This is a genomic window from Nocardia sp. NPDC004722, from assembly GCF_053601505.1.
Genome location: NZ_JBSGBY010000110.1, coordinates 1 through 17,425, shown reverse-complemented (window position 1 = coordinate 17,425; position 17,425 = coordinate 1). Strand labels below are relative to the sequence as shown.

Annotated in this window: 15 protein-coding genes; 7 read left to right on the top strand and 8 right to left on the bottom strand. The window is 70.7% G+C overall.

What is annotated here, in order from left to right:
* From ACWELQ_RS13895 to ACWELQ_RS13880, 4 genes are all read right to left on the bottom strand, one after another.
* Nucleotides 1-330: imidazoleglycerol-phosphate dehydratase (locus tag ACWELQ_RS13895; RefSeq protein WP_452397404.1), on the bottom strand; the 330-nt coding region annotated here is incomplete at its 3' end.
* Entirely contained in the window at nucleotides 327-1,457 is a 1,131-nt protein-coding gene (locus tag ACWELQ_RS13890; RefSeq protein WP_452397403.1) for a histidinol-phosphate transaminase, read from the bottom strand. The genes ACWELQ_RS13895 and ACWELQ_RS13890, both read right to left, overlap by 4 nt.
* Nucleotides 1,454-2,791, bottom strand: coding sequence for a histidinol dehydrogenase (hisD, locus tag ACWELQ_RS13885; RefSeq protein WP_452397402.1), 1,338 nt, complete (start codon nucleotides 2,789-2,791; stop codon nucleotides 1,454-1,456). The genes ACWELQ_RS13890 and hisD overlap by 4 nt, the downstream gene beginning before the upstream one ends.
* A gap of 114 nt (nucleotides 2,792-2,905) precedes the next feature.
* Entirely contained in the window at nucleotides 2,906-3,625 is a 720-nt protein-coding gene (locus tag ACWELQ_RS13880; protein ID WP_452397401.1) for a DsbA family protein, read from the bottom strand.
* Nucleotides 3,626-3,818: 193 nt separating this feature from the next.
* Between ACWELQ_RS13880 and ACWELQ_RS13875 the strand changes: the two genes are divergently transcribed.
* From ACWELQ_RS13875 to ACWELQ_RS13850, 6 genes are read left to right on the top strand one after another with little or no spacing between them, the layout of a single operon-like run.
* Nucleotides 3,819-4,124: a hypothetical protein gene (locus tag ACWELQ_RS13875; protein WP_452397400.1), complete on the top strand. Its 306-nt coding sequence runs from the start codon at nucleotides 3,819-3,821 to the stop codon at nucleotides 4,122-4,124.
* A 41-nt stretch (nucleotides 4,125-4,165) separates the two neighbouring features.
* Nucleotides 4,166-8,143 carry a hypothetical protein gene (locus tag ACWELQ_RS13870; RefSeq protein ID WP_452397399.1) on the top strand — a complete coding sequence of 1,326 codons (3,978 nt, stop codon included), beginning with the start codon at nucleotides 4,166-4,168 and terminating at the stop codon, nucleotides 8,141-8,143.
* Nucleotides 8,144-8,200: 57 nt separating this feature from the next.
* A complete protein-coding gene (locus ACWELQ_RS13865) occupies nucleotides 8,201-8,731 on the top strand; it encodes a hypothetical protein (RefSeq protein ID WP_452397398.1) in 531 nt (176 codons plus the stop codon).
* Between the two features lie 28 nt (nucleotides 8,732-8,759).
* A complete protein-coding gene (locus ACWELQ_RS13860; protein ID WP_452397397.1) occupies nucleotides 8,760-9,035 on the top strand; it encodes a hypothetical protein in 276 nt (91 codons plus the stop codon).
* On the top strand, nucleotides 9,025-9,615 hold the full coding sequence (locus tag ACWELQ_RS13855) for a hypothetical protein (RefSeq protein WP_452397396.1): 591 nt from the start codon (nucleotides 9,025-9,027) through the stop codon (nucleotides 9,613-9,615). Before ACWELQ_RS13860 ends, ACWELQ_RS13855 begins: the two co-directional genes overlap by 11 nt.
* Nucleotides 9,616-9,621: 6 nt before the next feature.
* On the top strand, nucleotides 9,622-13,644 hold the full coding sequence (locus ACWELQ_RS13850; RefSeq protein ID WP_452397395.1) for an NACHT and WD repeat domain-containing protein: 4,023 nt from the start codon (nucleotides 9,622-9,624) through the stop codon (nucleotides 13,642-13,644).
* On the opposite strand, the gene yidC is transcribed toward ACWELQ_RS13850, so the two are convergent.
* The 4 genes from yidC to ACWELQ_RS13830 form a co-directional block, all read right to left on the bottom strand.
* On the bottom strand, nucleotides 13,608-14,387 hold the full coding sequence (gene yidC / locus ACWELQ_RS13845) for a membrane protein insertase YidC (protein WP_452397394.1): 780 nt from the start codon (nucleotides 14,385-14,387) through the stop codon (nucleotides 13,608-13,610). The two genes, ACWELQ_RS13850 and yidC, sit on opposite strands and share 37 nt — an antisense overlap.
* A 104-nt stretch (nucleotides 14,388-14,491) precedes the next feature.
* Nucleotides 14,492-14,788: a DUF6412 domain-containing protein gene (locus tag ACWELQ_RS13840; RefSeq protein WP_452397393.1), complete on the bottom strand. Its 297-nt coding sequence runs from the start codon at nucleotides 14,786-14,788 to the stop codon at nucleotides 14,492-14,494.
* 233 nt (nucleotides 14,789-15,021) lie between these two features.
* The gene (locus ACWELQ_RS13835; protein WP_452397392.1) at nucleotides 15,022-15,309 is read right to left on the bottom strand and encodes a putative quinol monooxygenase; all 288 of its coding nucleotides are present in this window, start codon (nucleotides 15,307-15,309) and stop codon (nucleotides 15,022-15,024) included.
* 78 nt (nucleotides 15,310-15,387) lie between these two features.
* On the bottom strand, nucleotides 15,388-16,434 hold the full coding sequence (locus ACWELQ_RS13830) for an aldo/keto reductase (protein WP_452397391.1): 1,047 nt from the start codon (nucleotides 16,432-16,434) through the stop codon (nucleotides 15,388-15,390).
* A gap of 156 nt (nucleotides 16,435-16,590) precedes the next feature.
* On the opposite strand from ACWELQ_RS13830, the gene ACWELQ_RS13825 reads away from it, so the two are divergent.
* Nucleotides 16,591-17,425 (top strand): helix-turn-helix transcriptional regulator (locus ACWELQ_RS13825; protein WP_452397390.1); only part of this gene is annotated, 835 nt, incomplete at its 3' end.

Here is a 17,425-nt window from a genome sequence, read left to right as displayed (position 1 = left end):
GACGGCGTGCGCGAGGGTCTCGTCCATGGGGATGAAGCAGTCGCCGAAGCGGCGGATGCCCTTCTTGTTGCCCAGGGCCTGACCCAGTGCCTGGCCGATGACGATGGCGGTGTCCTCGACGGTGTGGTGGGCCTCGATCTCGATGTCGCCCTTGGCCTGCACGGTCAGGTCGAAGCTGCCGTGCTGGCCGAAGGCGGTCAGCATGTGGTCGTAGAACGGGACGCCGGTGGAGATGTCGGTCTTGCCGGAGCCGTCGAGGTTGAGCTCCACCACGATGCTGGATTCGCGGGTGGTGCGCTCGACGCGCGCGATACGGTCGGGGGTGGTCATCGGGCGATCAGCTCCTCGGACGCCAGTTTCGCGCTGACGCGCAGGAATTCGTCGTTCTCGGCGGCCAGGCCGATGGTGGTGCGCAGGTAACCGGGGATGCCGACATCGCGGATGAGCACACCCTCGTCGAGGTAGTGCTGCCAGGCGCGGGGCGCGTCGGCGAAGCGGCCGAAGAGCACGAAGTTGGCGTCGGACGGGATGACGTCGTAGCCCATGTCGTTCAGCGCGGCCATGACCCGGTCACGCTGGGACGCCAATTCGTGGACGCTGCCCAGGGTTTCGTCCGCGTGCCGCAGGGCGGCGCGCGCGGCGGCCTGGGTGACCACGGACAGGTGGTACGGCAGACGCACCAGCAGCATGGCGTCGATGACCGCGGGCGCGGCCACCAGGTAACCCAGCCGCCCGCCCGCGAAGGCGAACGCCTTGGACATGGTGCGGCTGACCACCAGCTTGCTCGGGTATTTGTCGATCAGGCTGATCGCCGAAGGCGCGGAAGAGAATTCGGCGTACGCCTCGTCCACCACCACGATGCCGGGGGCGGTCTCGAGGATGCGCTCCAGGTCCGCGATCGGAATGCTGTGCCCGGTCGGATTGTTGGGGCTGGTCACGAAGACCACGTCGGGCCGCTTCTCCCCCACCGACATGACCGCGTAGTCGATGTCGAGGGAGAAGTCGCCGTTGCGCTTGGCCTCGATCCACTCGGTGTCGATGCCCTCGGAGATGATCGGGTGCATCGAGTAGGAGGGCACGAAACCCAGTGCGCTGCGGCCGGGTCCGCCGAACGCCTGCAGCAGCTGCTGCAGGATCTCGTTGGAACCGTTGGCGGCCCACACATTCGCCACGTCCACCGCGATGCCGGTCTGCCGGGTCAGGTACTCGGCGAGATCGGTGCGCAGGGCGACCGCGTCGCGGTCCGGGTAGCGGTGCAGGTCGGCGGCGGCGGCGCGCACGGATTCGGCGACGTCGTCGATGAGCGCCTTGCTCGGCGGGTGCGGGTTCTCGTTGGTGTTGAGCTGCACGGGCACCGTCAATTGCGGTGCGCCGTACGGGCTCTTGCCGCGCAGGTTGTCCCGCAACGGCAGGTCGTCGAGAGAAATGTTGGATCCGGGGACGGTCACAGCACTCATGCCAGCTTCCCGAATCGCGCCTGCACGGCCTGGCCGTGCGCGGGCAGGTCCTCGGCATTGGCCAGGGCGACCACGTGCCCGGCGACATCCTTCAACGCCGCCTCGGAGTACTCGACGACGTGGATGCCGCGCAGGAAGGTCTGCACGCTCAAACCCGAAGAGTGCCGGGCGCATCCGGCGGTGGGCAGCACGTGGTTGGAGCCCGCACAGTAGTCGCCCAGCGACACCGGCGACCACGCACCGACGAAAACAGCTCCGGCGGAACACACCTGCGCGGCCACGGCGGGCGCGTCGGCGGTCTGGATCTCCAGGTGTTCGGCGGCGTAGGCGTTGACCACGCGCAGGCCCTGGGCGATGTCGTCGACCAGCACGGTGCCGGACTGCTTGCCCGACAAGGCTTCCGCGACCCGATCGTGGTGCTTGACCACGGCCATCTGCGCGGTGAGCGCGGCGTCCACGGCGTCGGCGAGCTCGACGCTGTCGGTCACCAGCACGCTGGCGGCCAGTACGTCGTGTTCGGCCTGCGAGATCAGGTCGGCGGCCACGTGCACCGGATCGGCGGTGGCGTCGGCCAGGATCGCGATCTCGGTCGGCCCGGCCTCGGCGTCGATGCCGACCAGGCCACGGCACAGGCGCTTGGCGGCGGTGACGTAGATATTGCCCGGCCCGGTGATCATGTCGACCGGTTCCAGCTGCGCGCCGTCGGTGTCGATGCCGCCGTAGGACAGCAGCGCCACGGCCTGCGCACCGCCGACCGCCCAGACTTCCTCGACGCCGAGCAGCTTGGCGGCGGCCAGGATGGTCGGGTGCGGGAGGCCGTCGAACTGGGCCTGCGGCGGGGAGGCGACGACCAGCGAGTCCACGCCCGCGGCCTGCGCCGGAACCACGTTCATGACCACCGAGGACGGGTAGACGGCATTGCCGCCCGGCACGTACAGGCCGACCCGCTCGACCGGAATCCAGCGCTCGGTGACGGTGCCGCCGGGAACCACCTGGGTGGTCTTGTCGGTGCGGCGCTGATCGTTGTGGACCTTGCGGGTGCGCTCGATGGCGACCTCGAGGGCGGTGCGCACGGCCGGATCCAGCTCGGCGAGAGCCTTGTCCAGTTCCGCGGCGGGCACGCGCACCGAGGTGGGCGCGACACCGTCGAACTTCAGGCTGAACTCCTGCGCGGCCTCGACGCCCCGATCGCGGATCGCCTCCACGACCGGACGCACATGATGCAGCACCGAGTCCACGTCGACGCCCCCGCGCGGCAGCGCCGCGCGCAGTTCGGCAGCAGTGGGAGTGCGTCCGCGCAAATCTTCGCGGGCGAGCTCGATGCGGCTAGTCATAGCGCTCTGAAGTCCTTGTCTGTGTTGATTCGAGGGCGGTGCCTCATTCAAGGGGTCGGCGCAGTCGAAACTGCTTGCGACCGGGTACCAGCCTATCGGGTCGCCGCCAGCGCTTTACTGCCCGGCCGAGGTCGCGCGCGCGATAGCCGCGCGTAAACCGTCGGGGCCGAGGTTTTCCACCACGGTGTCGCCGACCTTCACCACGGGCACGTGGGTCAGACCGGCGGTGATGGCGATGCGGCTGTGCGAGGCGACGAAACCGTCGTAGCGGCCGGAGTGGATGCAGTCGGTGAGGTCGGAGCCGGTGACCCCGGCGTCGGCGGCGATCTGGACCAGTTGGTCGTCGGTGAGACCGGGACCGTTCTCGGCGGGCTGATTCTCGAACAGCCGCTTGCTGAAATCGGGCCACAGCTGCTTGTCCGCGACCGCGACACAGGTGCCCGCGTTGGCGGCGCGGGTGGAGTAGTTGTCCTTGGACAGGCCGTCGAGCACCGCGACCGTGTCGTAGTCGGCGGTCACGGTGCCCGCGTTCACCAGGTCGGTGAGGGCCGGGCCGGTGGTCGTCTCGAACTGGTGGCAGATCGGGCATTGGAAGTCGGTGATGACGGTGACGACGGTCGGGCCGGTGCCGAAGCGCAGGCGGCCGTCCGGAGTGAACACCGCGGGCGGGGCGACGGGTGCGACGGCCTTCTGGTGCTCGTCGTGCTTGTGCAAGAAATTGGCGGTGAGGACCGCGATCAACGCGACGATGACAATGATCGCGCCCACGGACATCGGGTTGAGAATGCGGCGTTTCCCGGTCACTCCGGCGACTTTCCGGCTGCTGCGATTCATGGATAGCCATGATATTGCTGGTCGATTGTCCGGAATAGATCCGACACTCGAATGTCAATACCTCCGGCGGTAAATACACCGAAAAAAGAATCCGCAGCGGACAACGTGTAACAGGTACCGGAGCTGGGAAAACGGCCATTTTGTCGCCTGGGTCACGTTGACCGGGCATTTCTCCGCTCCGGACTATCAGCGCATGGATTTCATCGGCAAGCTCGTGATTTTCGCGGCCCTGGGCGCATGCGTCCTCGGCTCGGTACTCGGAATGCCGGTCACGAATAGGGCGATCGCCGACCCGGCACCCGCCGAGTGCGTCACCGACAACTCGGTGCCGAATCGCACCACGCTCACCTGCCCGCCCGGTTCCGGCGTCGGGCAGCACGCCTTCATCCGCTGCCGCGATCTCGGCGGCCTCGAGCACCTCCGCATCGGCGCGACCCTCGGGGCCGAGGGCGGCGTCTCGGAGGCCGACTGCGCGCCGGGTGAGACCGGCCCGGTCTGAGCACGAGGCAGTCCCTTTCCCGTCGATCGAAAGGTTCTTCCATGTCCGCAACGCTGGTACGAACCCGGACGACCAAACGCGCCGCCCGGCAAGCCAAGGAATGCAAACGCTCCCGGCGCGGGCTCTACGCCGCGGCCGCCTTCGCCTCGCTGGCCACCGTCCTGGTCGGTACCGGGCAGGCCGCGGCCCAGGGGCCGGTGCTACCGCTGCCGCCCATCGATCTCGGTTTCCGGCCCGCGATCGGGGATCCGCAGCCGCCGGTGAACCCGCTCGGGGTGCCGTTGCCGCCACAGGTGGGGGCCGGGTTGCAGAGCCTCGGCGACGCGGTCCCGGGTCTCGGCGCCGCGGCGCAGGATCTGGGGGCCGGGGCCGGGTCGGATATCGGTGCGGCCGTGCAGGATCTGGGTGCGGTCGCGCAGGGGTTCGGCATGCCCGTGCCGGATCTCGGTGCGCTGGGCCAGAATCTGGGTCCGGCCGCGCAGAACGTGATCGATCAGGCGGTGGACGCGCTGGGCGGCGCGCCCGCCGGGACGCCCGTGCAGCCCGGACTGAGCCAGTTGCGGGACCTGTTCACCCCGCCCGCGCAATCGCCCGGTGGCGCAGCGGCTTCCGGTGGACCGGCCGCCGATGCGATGATCCCCGGTAGCGGGCCAACGCAGGCCGCCGGACTGCTGGGTCCCGCGTCCTCGCCGGTCGCGCAGCTGGCCGAGGTGGCCGCGCAGGTGGTCGGCTCGCGAATCGATCTGGGGCAGTTGGGTTCCTGGGCCGATCAGACCTTCCCGTCCGGGCCGCTGCGGCAGCCGGTGGAGGATCTGCTGGCGTTCGTACGGCAGGCCGTCGAAGGGGCGGGATCGCGCCGCCAGGACCTGGCCGAAGACCCGGTGACGGAGCTGATCAACCGTGGCCGCGCCCTGTTCGGGTTCCCGCAGGAGGCGGGCGATCCAGCACAGGGGCTGCGGGAACTGCTGACTCCGATCCTGGGGCAGACGGTCGGCACCGGGGATCCGCTGCAACAGCTCGCGGAGAGCGTCCGGAACCTGGTCGCGAATCCGGCCGCCGGACTCGACGCGCTGGGTGCGTCGGTGCTCGGCTTCGCCGCGCCCGCCCTGGGCGGTCTCGCGCCGCTGCTCGGGTTCCTGTCACCGGTGCTCGGAATGATCGCGGATCCGGGTACCGCGGCCGAGCCGCTGCTGCACGAGTTGCGGTCGATGCTCATGGGCACCGGGGTGCGGCGTGATGCCGCGCTGCCGCTGCTGGCCCTGCCCATCGTCGGTCTGTTCGCGATCGCGCCGCTGTTGTTCGCGGGCGCGCTGGCGATCGGCGCGATCGGCATAGGCGCGATCGTGGTGCTGGCCGCGATCGTGCTCGCGCCCTTGGTGATCGGCGCGCTGGTAGTCGGCGGCATCGTGCTCGCGGTGCTGGCGTTGCCGGTGCTCGCGGTGCTGGCCATCATCGCGATTCCGGTGCTGCTGGTGGCGCTTCCGGTCGCGTTCGTGGCCTTCCAGGTACTGGCCCCGGTGATCCTGACGCTCGGCATCGCCGCGTTCGCCGTCGTCGTGGGTGGCGGCATCGCGCTGGCGATGACCTTCCTGGCGCTCGGCGGTGGCGCGATGATCGCGATCCTCGCCGCGACGCTGGCGGGCGGGCTGGTGGCCACCGTGCTGATGCCCTTCCTGGGTCTGATCATCGCGCCGATCGCGTTCACGGCCGCCGCGGGCATCCTCGTGTTCGGCACGATCGCTTTGGTAGCCGCGGTGTTCGGGACGCTCGGAGTCACCTTCCTGGCGGCGATCGCGTTGCTGGCGGTGCTGTCGGTGGCGGCGCTGTTCACGCCGTTCGGGCTGATCTTCCTGCCCGTCTTCGGGATTCTCGCCGTGGCCGCGCTGATCATCTTCGCCGCGGTGGGCCTGGCCTCGGCCATCGCCGTCACCACCCTGTTCGGGACCGGTCTGGCCGCCCTGACGGCGGTGGGCTCGACGGCCGTGATCGCCCTGCTGGCATTGGCTTCGGCGGCGACGGCGGTGAAACTGGCTGCGGTCGTGGCACTGTGGGGTCTCGGCGCGGCCGCGGGTCTGATCCTGATCGCGGGCGGTGTCGTCGCGGCGGTGGTGGCACCGATCGCGGGGCTGATCGCCACCTTCGCGCTGGTCTTCGCGCTACCGATCCTCGGCCCGATCCTGGCCCCGGTGCTGCTGGCACTGCTGGTGGGACTGCCCGCCGCGCTCGGATTGCTGATGCTGTTCGGCGCGGTGGGTGTCGGCGGGTTCCTGCTGGCGTTCGCCACGACCGCGCTGCTGAGCCTCGCGGTGACCTGGGCGTCGGTGACGGTGATCGCGGGCGGGCTGCTGATGTTCCTGATGCCGTACACGATCCCGTTCGTGCTGCCCGCGCTGATCGCGTTCGCGGCGATCGTGGCCGCGGCCGTGATGGGTTTGGCCGCACTCGATTTCGTGTTCACGCTCGGACCGGTGCTGGCCCTGACGCTCGGCGCGATCGGGGTCGCGCTGGCCGTCGTCGCCGCGGTGTTCGCGGGCGGGCTCGCGGTCAACGTGCTCAGTTTCGCGATGCTGACCGTCGCGCTGTTCGCACTGATGCTGATCAATCCGCCGCTCGCGTTGCTGGCGCTGCCGTTCCTGCTGGGCGCGCAGCTGTTCATCGTGCTGGCGGGCATCGGCGGCACCGCGATCGTGGGCGGGCTGCTGCTGGGCCTGGTCGGCGTGCTGACGGTGGCGAGCGGAATCCCCACGGCGCTCATCGCTTTGCTGATCACCGGCACCTTCGTCTACGCCTCGCTGCTGTTCCCGCCCTTCGCCCTGGTGGCGATCCCGGTGGCGATCGTGGCGCTGCTGGCGGCGCTGGCCGTGATCTCCGCGACGAGCGCGATCGGGCTCGTCGCGTCGGGCGCACTGGCGGTCGCCGGTGTGGTGGCGGCGCTCGCGGTCGCGGTGGCACTCACGGTGGCCATGCTGCCGGTCGGCATCGCCGCACTGGCGGTGGCCGTGGTGTTCTCGCTGCCGTTCCTGATCGTGGGCCCGTTCGCCCCGATCCTGTCCACCGCGCTGTCGCCGATCCTGGCGCTGGGTGCCGCCGCGCTGTGGTCGCCGTTCCTGGTGGCGGGTCTGGTCGTCGCCGCGGTGGCGCTGGGCATCGGCGCGTTCGGCCTGATCGCCGCGCCGTTGTTCGCACTGACGCTGTTCGGCGGATTGTGGGCGGGCGCAACGGGTCTCGTGCTCGTGGCGTGGCTGGCGAGCTCGATCCTCGACTTCTCCGCCATCGCGGTCGCGGTGCTGGCCATCGGAATCCCGTTGGCCCTGCTCGCGGTCGCGGGGCTGGCCGCGCTGGCACTGCCCCTGCTGGCGCTCGCCGCGCTGGGAGCGGCAGCACTCGCCGCGGCCGCGGTGGCGATCCCGGTGCTGGCCGTCGGCGCGGCCATCACGGCCGTGATCGGAATCCCGCTGCTGGGCATCGGCGTTCCGGTGGCACTGCTCGGCCTCGCGGCCGTCGCGCTGCTGGCACTGATGCTGGTGGCGATCCCGGTCGGCCTGTTCCTGGCCGTCGCGCTGCCCGTGCTGGCGGTAGTCGCGGCAGGCGGCGCGGCAGCGGTCGCGGGTGGGTTGGGGTTGGCTCTGCTTGCGGCGGTGGCCATTCTGCTGCTGGGTCTCGGGCTGCCGTTGCTGGCGCTGCTCGCGCTCGCGACGCTGGCGGCACTCGTGCTGGTGCCGCTGTTGCTGCTGCTGGATCCGGCGTTCCGGTCGTACATCATCTCCGCGATCCGGGCGGCGATGGATTCGGGTGCGACCGGTGGCGGGGCGGCCGCGACCGGGACGCAGTTCCTCGACAGCATTACCGATACGGCGAGCCTGGATCAGGTCATCGCCGGGCTGATGGGGCTGCTCGCACCCGCGAATCAGCCCGCCGCCGCTCCCGTCGCGCATGCCGACATCCCGCTGGTGGGTGCCGACGCGGCGGATGGTCTGCGCGACAGTGACTCTCGACGGCTGGTTTCGGTCGGAGTCTGAATCCCTCTCGACAGCTCCACTCCCCCAATGGAATCCCATCATCAGAAGGAGATCGCCATGAGTATCGAGACCAACGACGCCACCATCCCGTTCAATGCCATCGATCCCGCTCTGCACCTGGAGTATCTGTACGGCCCGCAGTGGGCGGCGGTGCTGCGGATCGTGGAGCGTGCCGCGCAGCTGACCGCCGAGGAGCGGGAGCGGATGAACGCCGAGGCCGGTCAGCGCATGCAGGACAGCATGAACGCGTTCACCGGCGCGGGCGGGCTGGGCGGGTTGCTGTCGAGCCTGGGGCAGCCGTCGAGCGACCCGCAACCGTTGCGGATCGCGAGCGAGACCGCCAAGGAATTCGGCCGCTCCCGCAATGTGCAGGTGGCGGGATTGATTGCCGGGCAAGCGGTCTCGGCGACGCCGACGACGGGCGGCGAACTGGCGGGGGTGCTGCAGTCACTGGGTTCGATCGGCACGCTGACCGTGGTCAGTCAGGCCGTGACGGCCGCGGTGCTGGGCGACCTGGTCGGCCGCGGCCGCTACACGCAGGACGTGCACGACGCCCTGATGCGGCCGTGGATCGCCGCAGTCTCCTGAATCCCTCTGTCGCAGTGAGGAGTACGCCATGATCGAGACGCGATTCAGCGCCGCCGGTGTGACCGATCCGCTCGGCGGCCTGCTCGATATGCGTTCGGCCCCGGTGAGTTACGGCTACCACACGGAGAACGGGATGGACGCCGAGCTCCGTGAGCGCTGCCACCGGCCTCGGCGGGGCCCGGTGGGCTGGTGGAATCGGCATCGGGGCGTGCGGCTCGGCGTCGGCCTGGCGCTGGCCGCGAATCTGGGATTCCTGCCCGCCGTGCAGGATGCCGTGCTGACGGGGTTGTCCCATGTCGCGTAGCACGGGACGGCAGGTGGCGACGGTCATCGTTGGTTGCGCGATGACCGTCGCCGCCCTGACCGGGTGTTCGCGACCGGCGGCGGAAAAGCCTGCCGCCGACCCGGATACCGCGGACTGTGCCGGCGGCGGCCGGGTGATCGGCGGCCTGCAGGACACCTTCCGGTCGCTGTCGGCGCAATTGAACGGCATCGGGCCCGTCTCCGAACGCGGTGACCTGGGCGAAGTCGAGCAACGAGTGCGGGAGGCGGCACGCCTGGCGGCGCTCGTCGACGCGGATCTGCGTGGTGCGGCGGGTACGATGACCGAGCCGCTGCCCCGGCGGGCCTTCACGGCGGTCGCCGCCGCCGGAGCCGGGCTGCACGACGCTCTCACGCAACTCGCCCGGGCTGTCGACGGGTCGAGTCCGCCGCAGCAGACGGTCGATTCGGTTCAACGGTCATTGCACGCGCTCGACACATCGGTGGAGGGTCTGCGGTTGTCCTGTTCCACGGTTTTCGCCGATTCCACGGTCGCGCCCGAATCACCGGTCGCGCCGACGACACCGGCCGCCCCGGTCGCCGGTCCCGGATTGCGCCGGTAGGCGCGATTGCGGGAGCGGGACGCGTCACCGTCCGACCCCTCCGACACCGGCGGGTCGGACGGTCGCGTCGTCTTCGCCGCCCGCCTGACCGCGCTGTTCGCGGCGGCGGGCGCGCCACCGGTGAAGCAGGTGATCCGCACCGCCAATGCCCGGCTGCGGCCCGGCGGCACCCCGATCACCGCGCAGCGCATCAGCGACTGGCGGCGCGGCAATCGCACCCCGGCCACCTTCGACGCGGTCGTGCCGGTATTGGAGGTCTTGATCCGGGAGGCCAGGCAGCAGCCGCCGCCCGCCGACCCGACCCTGCTGGATCCGCGCCGCTGGCAGGCGGATTGGCAGGCGGCGAAGACCGCCAAGGAGACCGTGGACAGCGGTCGCGCACCGTATCGCGGCCTGGCTGCCTTCCGACCGGAGGACGCCGACCTGTTCTTCGGGCGCGCGGCGGCACTGCGGCGACTGTGGGATCTGATCGAGGCGGCCGAGGCCGGAGCCGATCCGGCGATCGTGGTGCTGCTCGGCGGGCGCGGGGCCGGGAAGTCGTCGCTGCTGGCCGCCGGGCTGCGGGCGGATGCGCGCGGGCGGGTACCGGTGACGGTCGAGCCCGGCGGTGACGTGGCGGGCGTGCTCGCCGCGGCGGGGCCCGGGCCGCGACTGTTGCTGGTGGACAAGGCCCGTCGCTTGTTCACCCGGTGCGCGCCGGAGGATGCCGACCGCTTCCTGACCGAGTTGGCGGCGGTGTCGCGCGCCGACGCCGAACCCCGGACGACGGTCGTGCTGGCCTGCGACACCGGCTTTCTCCCGCAGTTGACCGGTCACCCGGTGATGGCTGCCGCGCTGCGGAATCCGTCCATGCTGCTGGAGCCGATGTCGGAGGCCGAGATGCGGGAGGCGATCACGCGACCCGCCGCCGTCGCCGGGCTGAAGGTGGAGGACAGCCTGATCGAGGTGGTGCTGCGCGACCTCGACCCGTTCGATCCGCACAGTCCGCTGCGGCTGCCGATGTTCTCGTACGTGCTGTGGGAGACGTGGCGGCATCGGCACGGCCGCACGCTGACACTGGACGCCTACCGCGAAACCGGCGGCATGTACGCGGCTTTCGCGAAGGGCTGCGAAATGCTGTGGGCCCGGGTGGGAGAGCGCGAGCAGACCGCGGTGCGGCAGATCCTCATGGCCCTGACGTTCATCGGCCCGATCTCCACCCAGCGTGACCGGCTCTCGCCCGAGGTCCTCATCGAAGAGGCCGAGGATCCGGCGATCACGCGGGCCGTCATCGCCTGGTTGATCCGCATCCAGTTGGTGGTGCGCCACAAGGATCGCATCGAACTGGTTCACGACCTGTTGTTGACCGCGTGGCCTCGGATGAGCGAATGGATCAGTGAGGAAAGGGAATTCGCGGCGCTGCGTCCACATATCGAGGCCGACGCCCGCGAATGGGCGCGGCAGGACCGGCCCGCCCGGCTGCTGTACTCGCGCACCCGGCTCGAGGACGCGAACACCTGGTTGCGGCGCACCGGCACCCCCAACCGGCTGGCGCGAGAGTTCCTGTCCGCGTCCACGATCCGATACCGCCGCCGGGTGCGCCGCCGCCGCGTCTGGCAGGCGGGGATCGCCGCGCTGACCGTACTGGCCGTGGTGTTGGCGGCCGCCGTCCTGGTCGGCCGCGCCTCGGTGAACGAGGAACGCCGCGGGGCCTGGCTGGGTGAGATCATCGGCGCGTCCCAGCGGCTCGAGGACATCGATCCGGGGCTGTCGGTGCAGCTGGCGCTCGCGGGCTACCGGATGAACCGCGACGACCCCGCCGCTCGCGCGAGACTGCTGGCCGCGCAGAGCCTTCCACTGAACATCGCATCCGCCCAGGCACACGCCGGACCGGTGTACGGACTCGCCGCCGCGCCCGCCCGCAAGCTCGCCGCCAGCGGTGGCGGCGACGGCGCCATCCGGCTGTGGGATCTGACGGACGCGCGCGCGATCACCGCTGTCGGGGAGCCGCTCACCGGCCACCGCGACCGGGTGGAGGCGGTCGCCTTCGACAGCTCGGGGAACATGCTGGCCAGCGCGAGCCGGGACGGCACGATCCGAATCTGGGATCTCACCCGGCCCCACGAACCCCGGCCGGTGGGCAGCTTCGAGCTGGGCGCACCCGCGACGGCCGTCCGCTATCTGCCCGGCGATCGCACCCTGCTAACAGCCGATGCCACCGGGAACCTGTCGACGCTCGATCTGTCCGCGCCACAAGCCATTCGGCGCATGACCGCCATCGCCGCGCACACCGGCGCGATCCACGCGGTGGCTCTCACCAGCGATCCCGTGCCGCACGGCGACATCATCGACGACCCCTCCGACCCGGCGATCGCCGAAACCCCTCCCCCACAGTCGAATCACACGCAGCCCGGTCCGCCCAGCACCACTCCGGTCCAACCCAGCGCCGCTTCCGGCGCACCCGGCACCGGTCCCGGCGCACCCGGCGGCACGTCTGGACCGGCCGCCGATCCGGCACCGGTCTTGATGGCGAGCGCGGGCGACGATGGGACAGTGCGGCTCTGGTCCGCCACGGGCGACGGCGCGATCACTGCCGTCGGAACCGGACTGGCGGTGGCGGGCCGGGTCGGGGCGCTCGCGCTGGCAGCCAACGGCCTGCTCGCGGCCGGGACCGCGGACGGCGCACTGCTCACCTGGGACGTCCGCGAACCCTCCGCGCCACGCGTGATCGAGAAGGAGCACGAGCGCCGCGTCCCCATCCTCGGACTGGCCTTCGCGCACGACGGACAGGCGCTGGTGGCAGCCGAATCCGATGGAGCGCTGCGGGTTTGGGACACCCGGGAGCCCGGCCAGGTGTTGCCGACCGGGCTGGTCATCCAGGGCAGCGCCGGATCGATGGGCCCGCTCGCCCTGCTCTCCGACGCCCGCTCGGTCACCGCGGGCGCGGACGGACACGTGGTGGTCTGGCACACGCCGCTGGTGCATGTCCCGATGCTCTTCGGCGGCGGCCTCACCGACGCCGCGCTCACCGACGACGGCAGCCTGCTCGCGGCCGGGCTGCGCGACGGCCGAGTCCAGCTGTGGCAGGTCGCCGACCCGCGACGGTCACACCCGATCGCCGAGGTTCCCGGCGGACCGCAGGATCGCGTCGGGGTGCGCGTCGCGCTCCGACCGGACGGGACGATGCTGGCCACCGGCGGCGAAACCCCGTTCGCGACAGCCGATCAGGCGGGCGTCGAGTCGGCGGGGGCGCGGTTGTGGGATGTGCGGGATCCCGCGCATCCCCGTCCGTTCGGGGCGCCGCTGCCCGGAAGTGCCGGGGATGTGCTGGTTTTCGGTTCGGGTGGCGATCGGTTGATCGCCGGTGGGGGCAGCGGCGCGCTGCGGGTGTGGGATGTCAGCGATCCGGCCGCGCCTAGGCAGGCCGGGGCCGTGCTGCCGGGATCGGATCGTGAGCTGCGGGCCGCCGCCGTCGACCCGTCGGGCACGGTCGTGGCCGCCGCCGACGATCTGGCCCGGATTCACCTGTGGGACTTGACCGATCCCGAACACCCCGCGCATCGGACGGTGGACGCGGGTGGGGCGAATGTCGAGGTGTTGCGGTTCAGTCCGGATGGCGAGTGCCTGTTCACCGGGGACGATGCGGGGATGATCCGGGCGTGGCGGGTCGGGGATCCGCAACGTGCGGCCGCGTCGGTGCGGGCGCATGTCGGGGCGGTGCGCACCCTGACCCTGGATCGGGCCGGGCGGCACCTGATCTCCGGCGGCGATGATCGGACCGCCCGGCTGTGGGAGGTCGGTGCCGGGGAAGAGCTTTCGGCGGCGAGCTCGCCGCTGTCCGCGCCGGTGGGCTGGAACTGGTTCGTGTTCTTCCCGCCGCGCGACGAGTCACGGGTGTTCGCGGTCGGTGACCAGACTTCCGTGCTGTGGTACTCCGATCCGGCGACGGTGGCGGCGCGGCTGTGCGCGGCCACCGGCGAACGCATCGGAGCAGCCCTGTGGCAGGACATGTTTCAGGACACGGTGCCCTTCGTCAGCTCCTGTCCGTAGCGGGTGGCGACCAGGTGCTGCTGGGCGAAGGTCCACGCGTTCTGGGTGACGAAGTAGATCAGGATGGCGATCGGCATGACCGGGCCGAAGAGCAGGGCCCCGGCGGGGAACACCCACTGCGACAGCATGTTCATGATCCGGGCCTGGCTCGCGGCGGCCCCTTCGGCGGGCGGGGTCTGCCGGGCCACGGCGGCGCGGGCGGTGAAGTGGGTGGCCACCGCGGCGATGATCATGAGCGGAATCGCCACGGCGGCAACGGCGGCGGTATTCGATCCGGCGTGCACGAGCGTGTCGGCCAGGGGTGCGCCGAAGAGCTTGGCGTTCAGGAACGACTGCACCTGGCTCGACCCGAACACGTAGTTCTCGGTGTGGCCGGGCTGGAAGGACCGCAGCACGTGGTAGAGCCCGATGAAGACCATCGTCTGCCCGATGATCGGCAGGAACCCGGTGAGCACATTGACGCCGGCCTCCTTCTGCAACTCCTGGATCGCCAGCGCCTGCTTCTCGCGGTCACCGGCGTGCTTGCGTTTGATCTCCTGCACCTGCGGCTGCATCTCGGCCAGCGCGCGGGAGAACTTCAACTGCGCCATGAACGGTTTGAACAGCAGCGCCCGCAGGGTCATGACCAGGAACACGATGGCCAGCACCCAGGCCAGGCCACTGGACGCGCCGAGGATCGACGCGAAGGCGGTGTGCCACAGCCACAGGACGGCGGACACGGGGTAGTAGATGAAATCGAGCATGGGAGAACCTCGCTGCGCAGCGCCCGCTCAGGCTGCGGGCGAAGGGAATTCGGGACGTCGAAGAACCCGACCACGCGCACGACCGGGACGGTCACGCGAAAAGGTCAGGCAGCGAGGATTCCTGGGGCGCGCGGACGCGGACGACCCGCCGCGTCGGGATGGCTCTGCCGCCGGAAGGTGCCCCGGCGACGCGTGGCCGCCGATTCCGCGGGACCGCCGGACACCGTGGCCGCCAGCAGCGGCCCCCGCGCCGACAAAAGCGCCGCGGTCACCGCGACCAGCGCGGCCGCACCCAGCACGATCAGCGAATTCGGGCTGGCAGCGCCGAGATACAACACCGCCCACACGGACACCACGAGCGCGCACACCAGCAGCGCCGTGGATCGAATCCGTGAACCCATGCGCCCGACCTTACCCTCGATCCGCCCCTCGGTCACCGGATGTTTCCGACACCACAGCACCCCTGCGGGTCCCGGCCGCGGCCACTGCCGCCCCGACGTCCGACACTCCCGTCCGACTGCGGCCACTGGCCGACTATCGTCCCGGCCGACCGGTACGCCGGACGCGATCGAGCCCCCGCGGAGGACCGTGGGGGCTCGGATCGGGTGGCGGCCGCGGGATTCGCGGTGGGGGGTTATTCGGTGACCGTGCGCTTGATGATCATGGGTTCGGCCAGGATGCCGTCCAGGACTCCGGCGATGTGCTGGAAGTGCTCGGTCTTGAAGTGCTTCTCGAGGGCGTCGGCGTCCTGCCATTCCTCGACAACGACCATGTGGGCCGCGTCGTTCGGGTTGACGAAAGGCTGGTAAAAGATCGCGCCGGGTTCGGCCAGGGACGGCTCGATCATGGCTTCCAGGGCGGTGCGCAAGCGGTCCTCCTGGCCGGGGGTGGCGCGCAGTTCGGCGACGACATGCAGGGTCATGATGGTTCTCCTCGAATGGTCCGGGTGGTCGGAACAGGCAGTGGTCGAACAGTATTCGGAGCGACTGGCAGCGGGCGGTCAGCGGCCGACAGGTCCCTCGCCCGCGCCGGTGGCCCGCAGGGCGGCGGCGATGGCGTCGAGGTCGGCGTCGGTCAATTCCAGTGCGGCGGCGTCGATCCAGCCGTCGATCTGCTCGGGGGTGCGGGCGCCGACGATGGCGCCGGTGACTCCGGGCCAGGTCAGGGTCCAGGCGATGGCGACCGAGGAGACGCTGGTGTGGTGCGCCGCCGCGATCGGCCGCAGCGCCTCCACCAGCGCCAGGTTGCGGTCGAGCTCGGTGGTGAACTCCGGGAAACCCTTGCGCCAGTCGTCATCCGGCAGGGCGGCGACGCGTTCGGCGGAGAAGGTTCCGGTCAGCAGGCCGGAGTGCTGCGGCTGGTAGATGATGCCGCCGGTGTGATGGGCTGCCGCCCAGGCCAATTCGTCGGCCGCCTGCCGCTTGAGCAGCGAGAACTGCGGCTGAATGGCGTCGACGTGGGCGATGGATTCGGCGATCTCCAGTTGCGGCACATCGTGATTGGACAGGCCGATGGCGCGCACCTTGCCCTCCTGCACCAGGTCGGCCATGGTCTGCCAGTACTCGGCGAGCGAGGTGGCGAGGGCGGGGTCGACGCCGTCCGGGTCCGCGAAGTCCAGGGAGGCGCCCGTGTCGGGCCAGTGCACCTGGTAGAGGTCGATGCGCTCGACGTCGAGGCGGCGCAGCGAATCCTCGACCTCGCGGCGGACGCTGTCGGCGGCCATGATCCGCTTGGGCGCGGCGGTGCGGTCGTTCTCGTCCCAGACCAGTCCGGCCTTGGTGAACACGAACGGCCGGTCGGCCTCGGACAGTCCGGCGATCGCCTTGCCGACCACTTCCTCGGAGTGCCCGAGCCCGTAGACGGCCGCGGTGTCGATCCAGTTCACCCCGGCCTCGACGGCCTTGCGGATGGTGGCGATGGAATGGGCGTCGTCCTGCTCGCCCCACGTGTAGCGCCAGCCCGCGCCGCCGATCGCCCAGGCGCCGAATCCGATCCGGCTGATGCGCATGTCGGTGGTGCCGAGCTGTGCGGTGGGAAGGGAGGTCATCGTGTGCTCCTCGTATGTTTTCGCCGTCCGTCGCGGCGTCGAGCACTACATTCGTCCGCCGCGAGCGGGGTAAACAGTGCGGCGTCTGCCTGGGCACGGGGTGACCAGGATGGGCCGCGGAGGATGGATTTCGCGGTGGACTTGTTTACTTGGAACATGACCTTGGACCGTCGCGCCGAACTCGGTGAATTCCTGCGCTCCCGCCGCGCCCGGCTCAGCCCGCACGAGGTGGGCCTGGTCGATCACGGTGCGCGCCGCCGGGTTCCGGGCCTGCGCCGCGAGGAGCTGGCGCTGCTGGCCGGTGTCAGCGTGGATCACTATGTGCGCCTCGAGCAGGGCCGCAGCCTGCAATTCTCGGAGTCGGTGCTGGACGCGGTGGCCCGCGCGCTGCGCCTGAATCAGGTTGAGCGCGACCATCTCTACCGCCTGGCCCGCCCCTGGTCGGGCGACGAGCCGCCCGCCGCCCAGCAGGTGCGTCACGGCCTGCGCCGCCTGCTCGACGCCGCCCACGACGTCCCCGCCTACATCGTCGGCCGCGGCGTCAGCGTGCTGGCCTGGAACAGCCTGGCCGCCGCCCTGATCACCGACTTCGGCGCGCTCCCGCCCCGCGAACGCAATCTGGCCCGCCTGGTCTTCCTCGACGACGGCGTGCGCGACCTCTACGAGGACTGGGCCGCCAAGGCCGCCGACGTCGTCGCCTACCTGCGCCTGGACGCCGCCCGCAATCCCGGCGACTGCGAAATCGCCGCTCTCATCGAGGATCTGAACGCCCGCAGCCCCGAGTTCGCCCGCCTGTGGGAGCTGCACGAGATCAAGGACAAGACCCACGGCCAGTACGTCTACCGCCATCCGATCGTGGGCCGTGTGGAACTCGGCTTCGAAACCTTCCGGCTCCCGGATCCAGATGCTGGGCATACCAAATACCCAGCTGCGCCGGAGACAGTGGGAAGTAGCGCTCCCCCCACTCGCCGTTCCCGCCCAGATCCAGCTG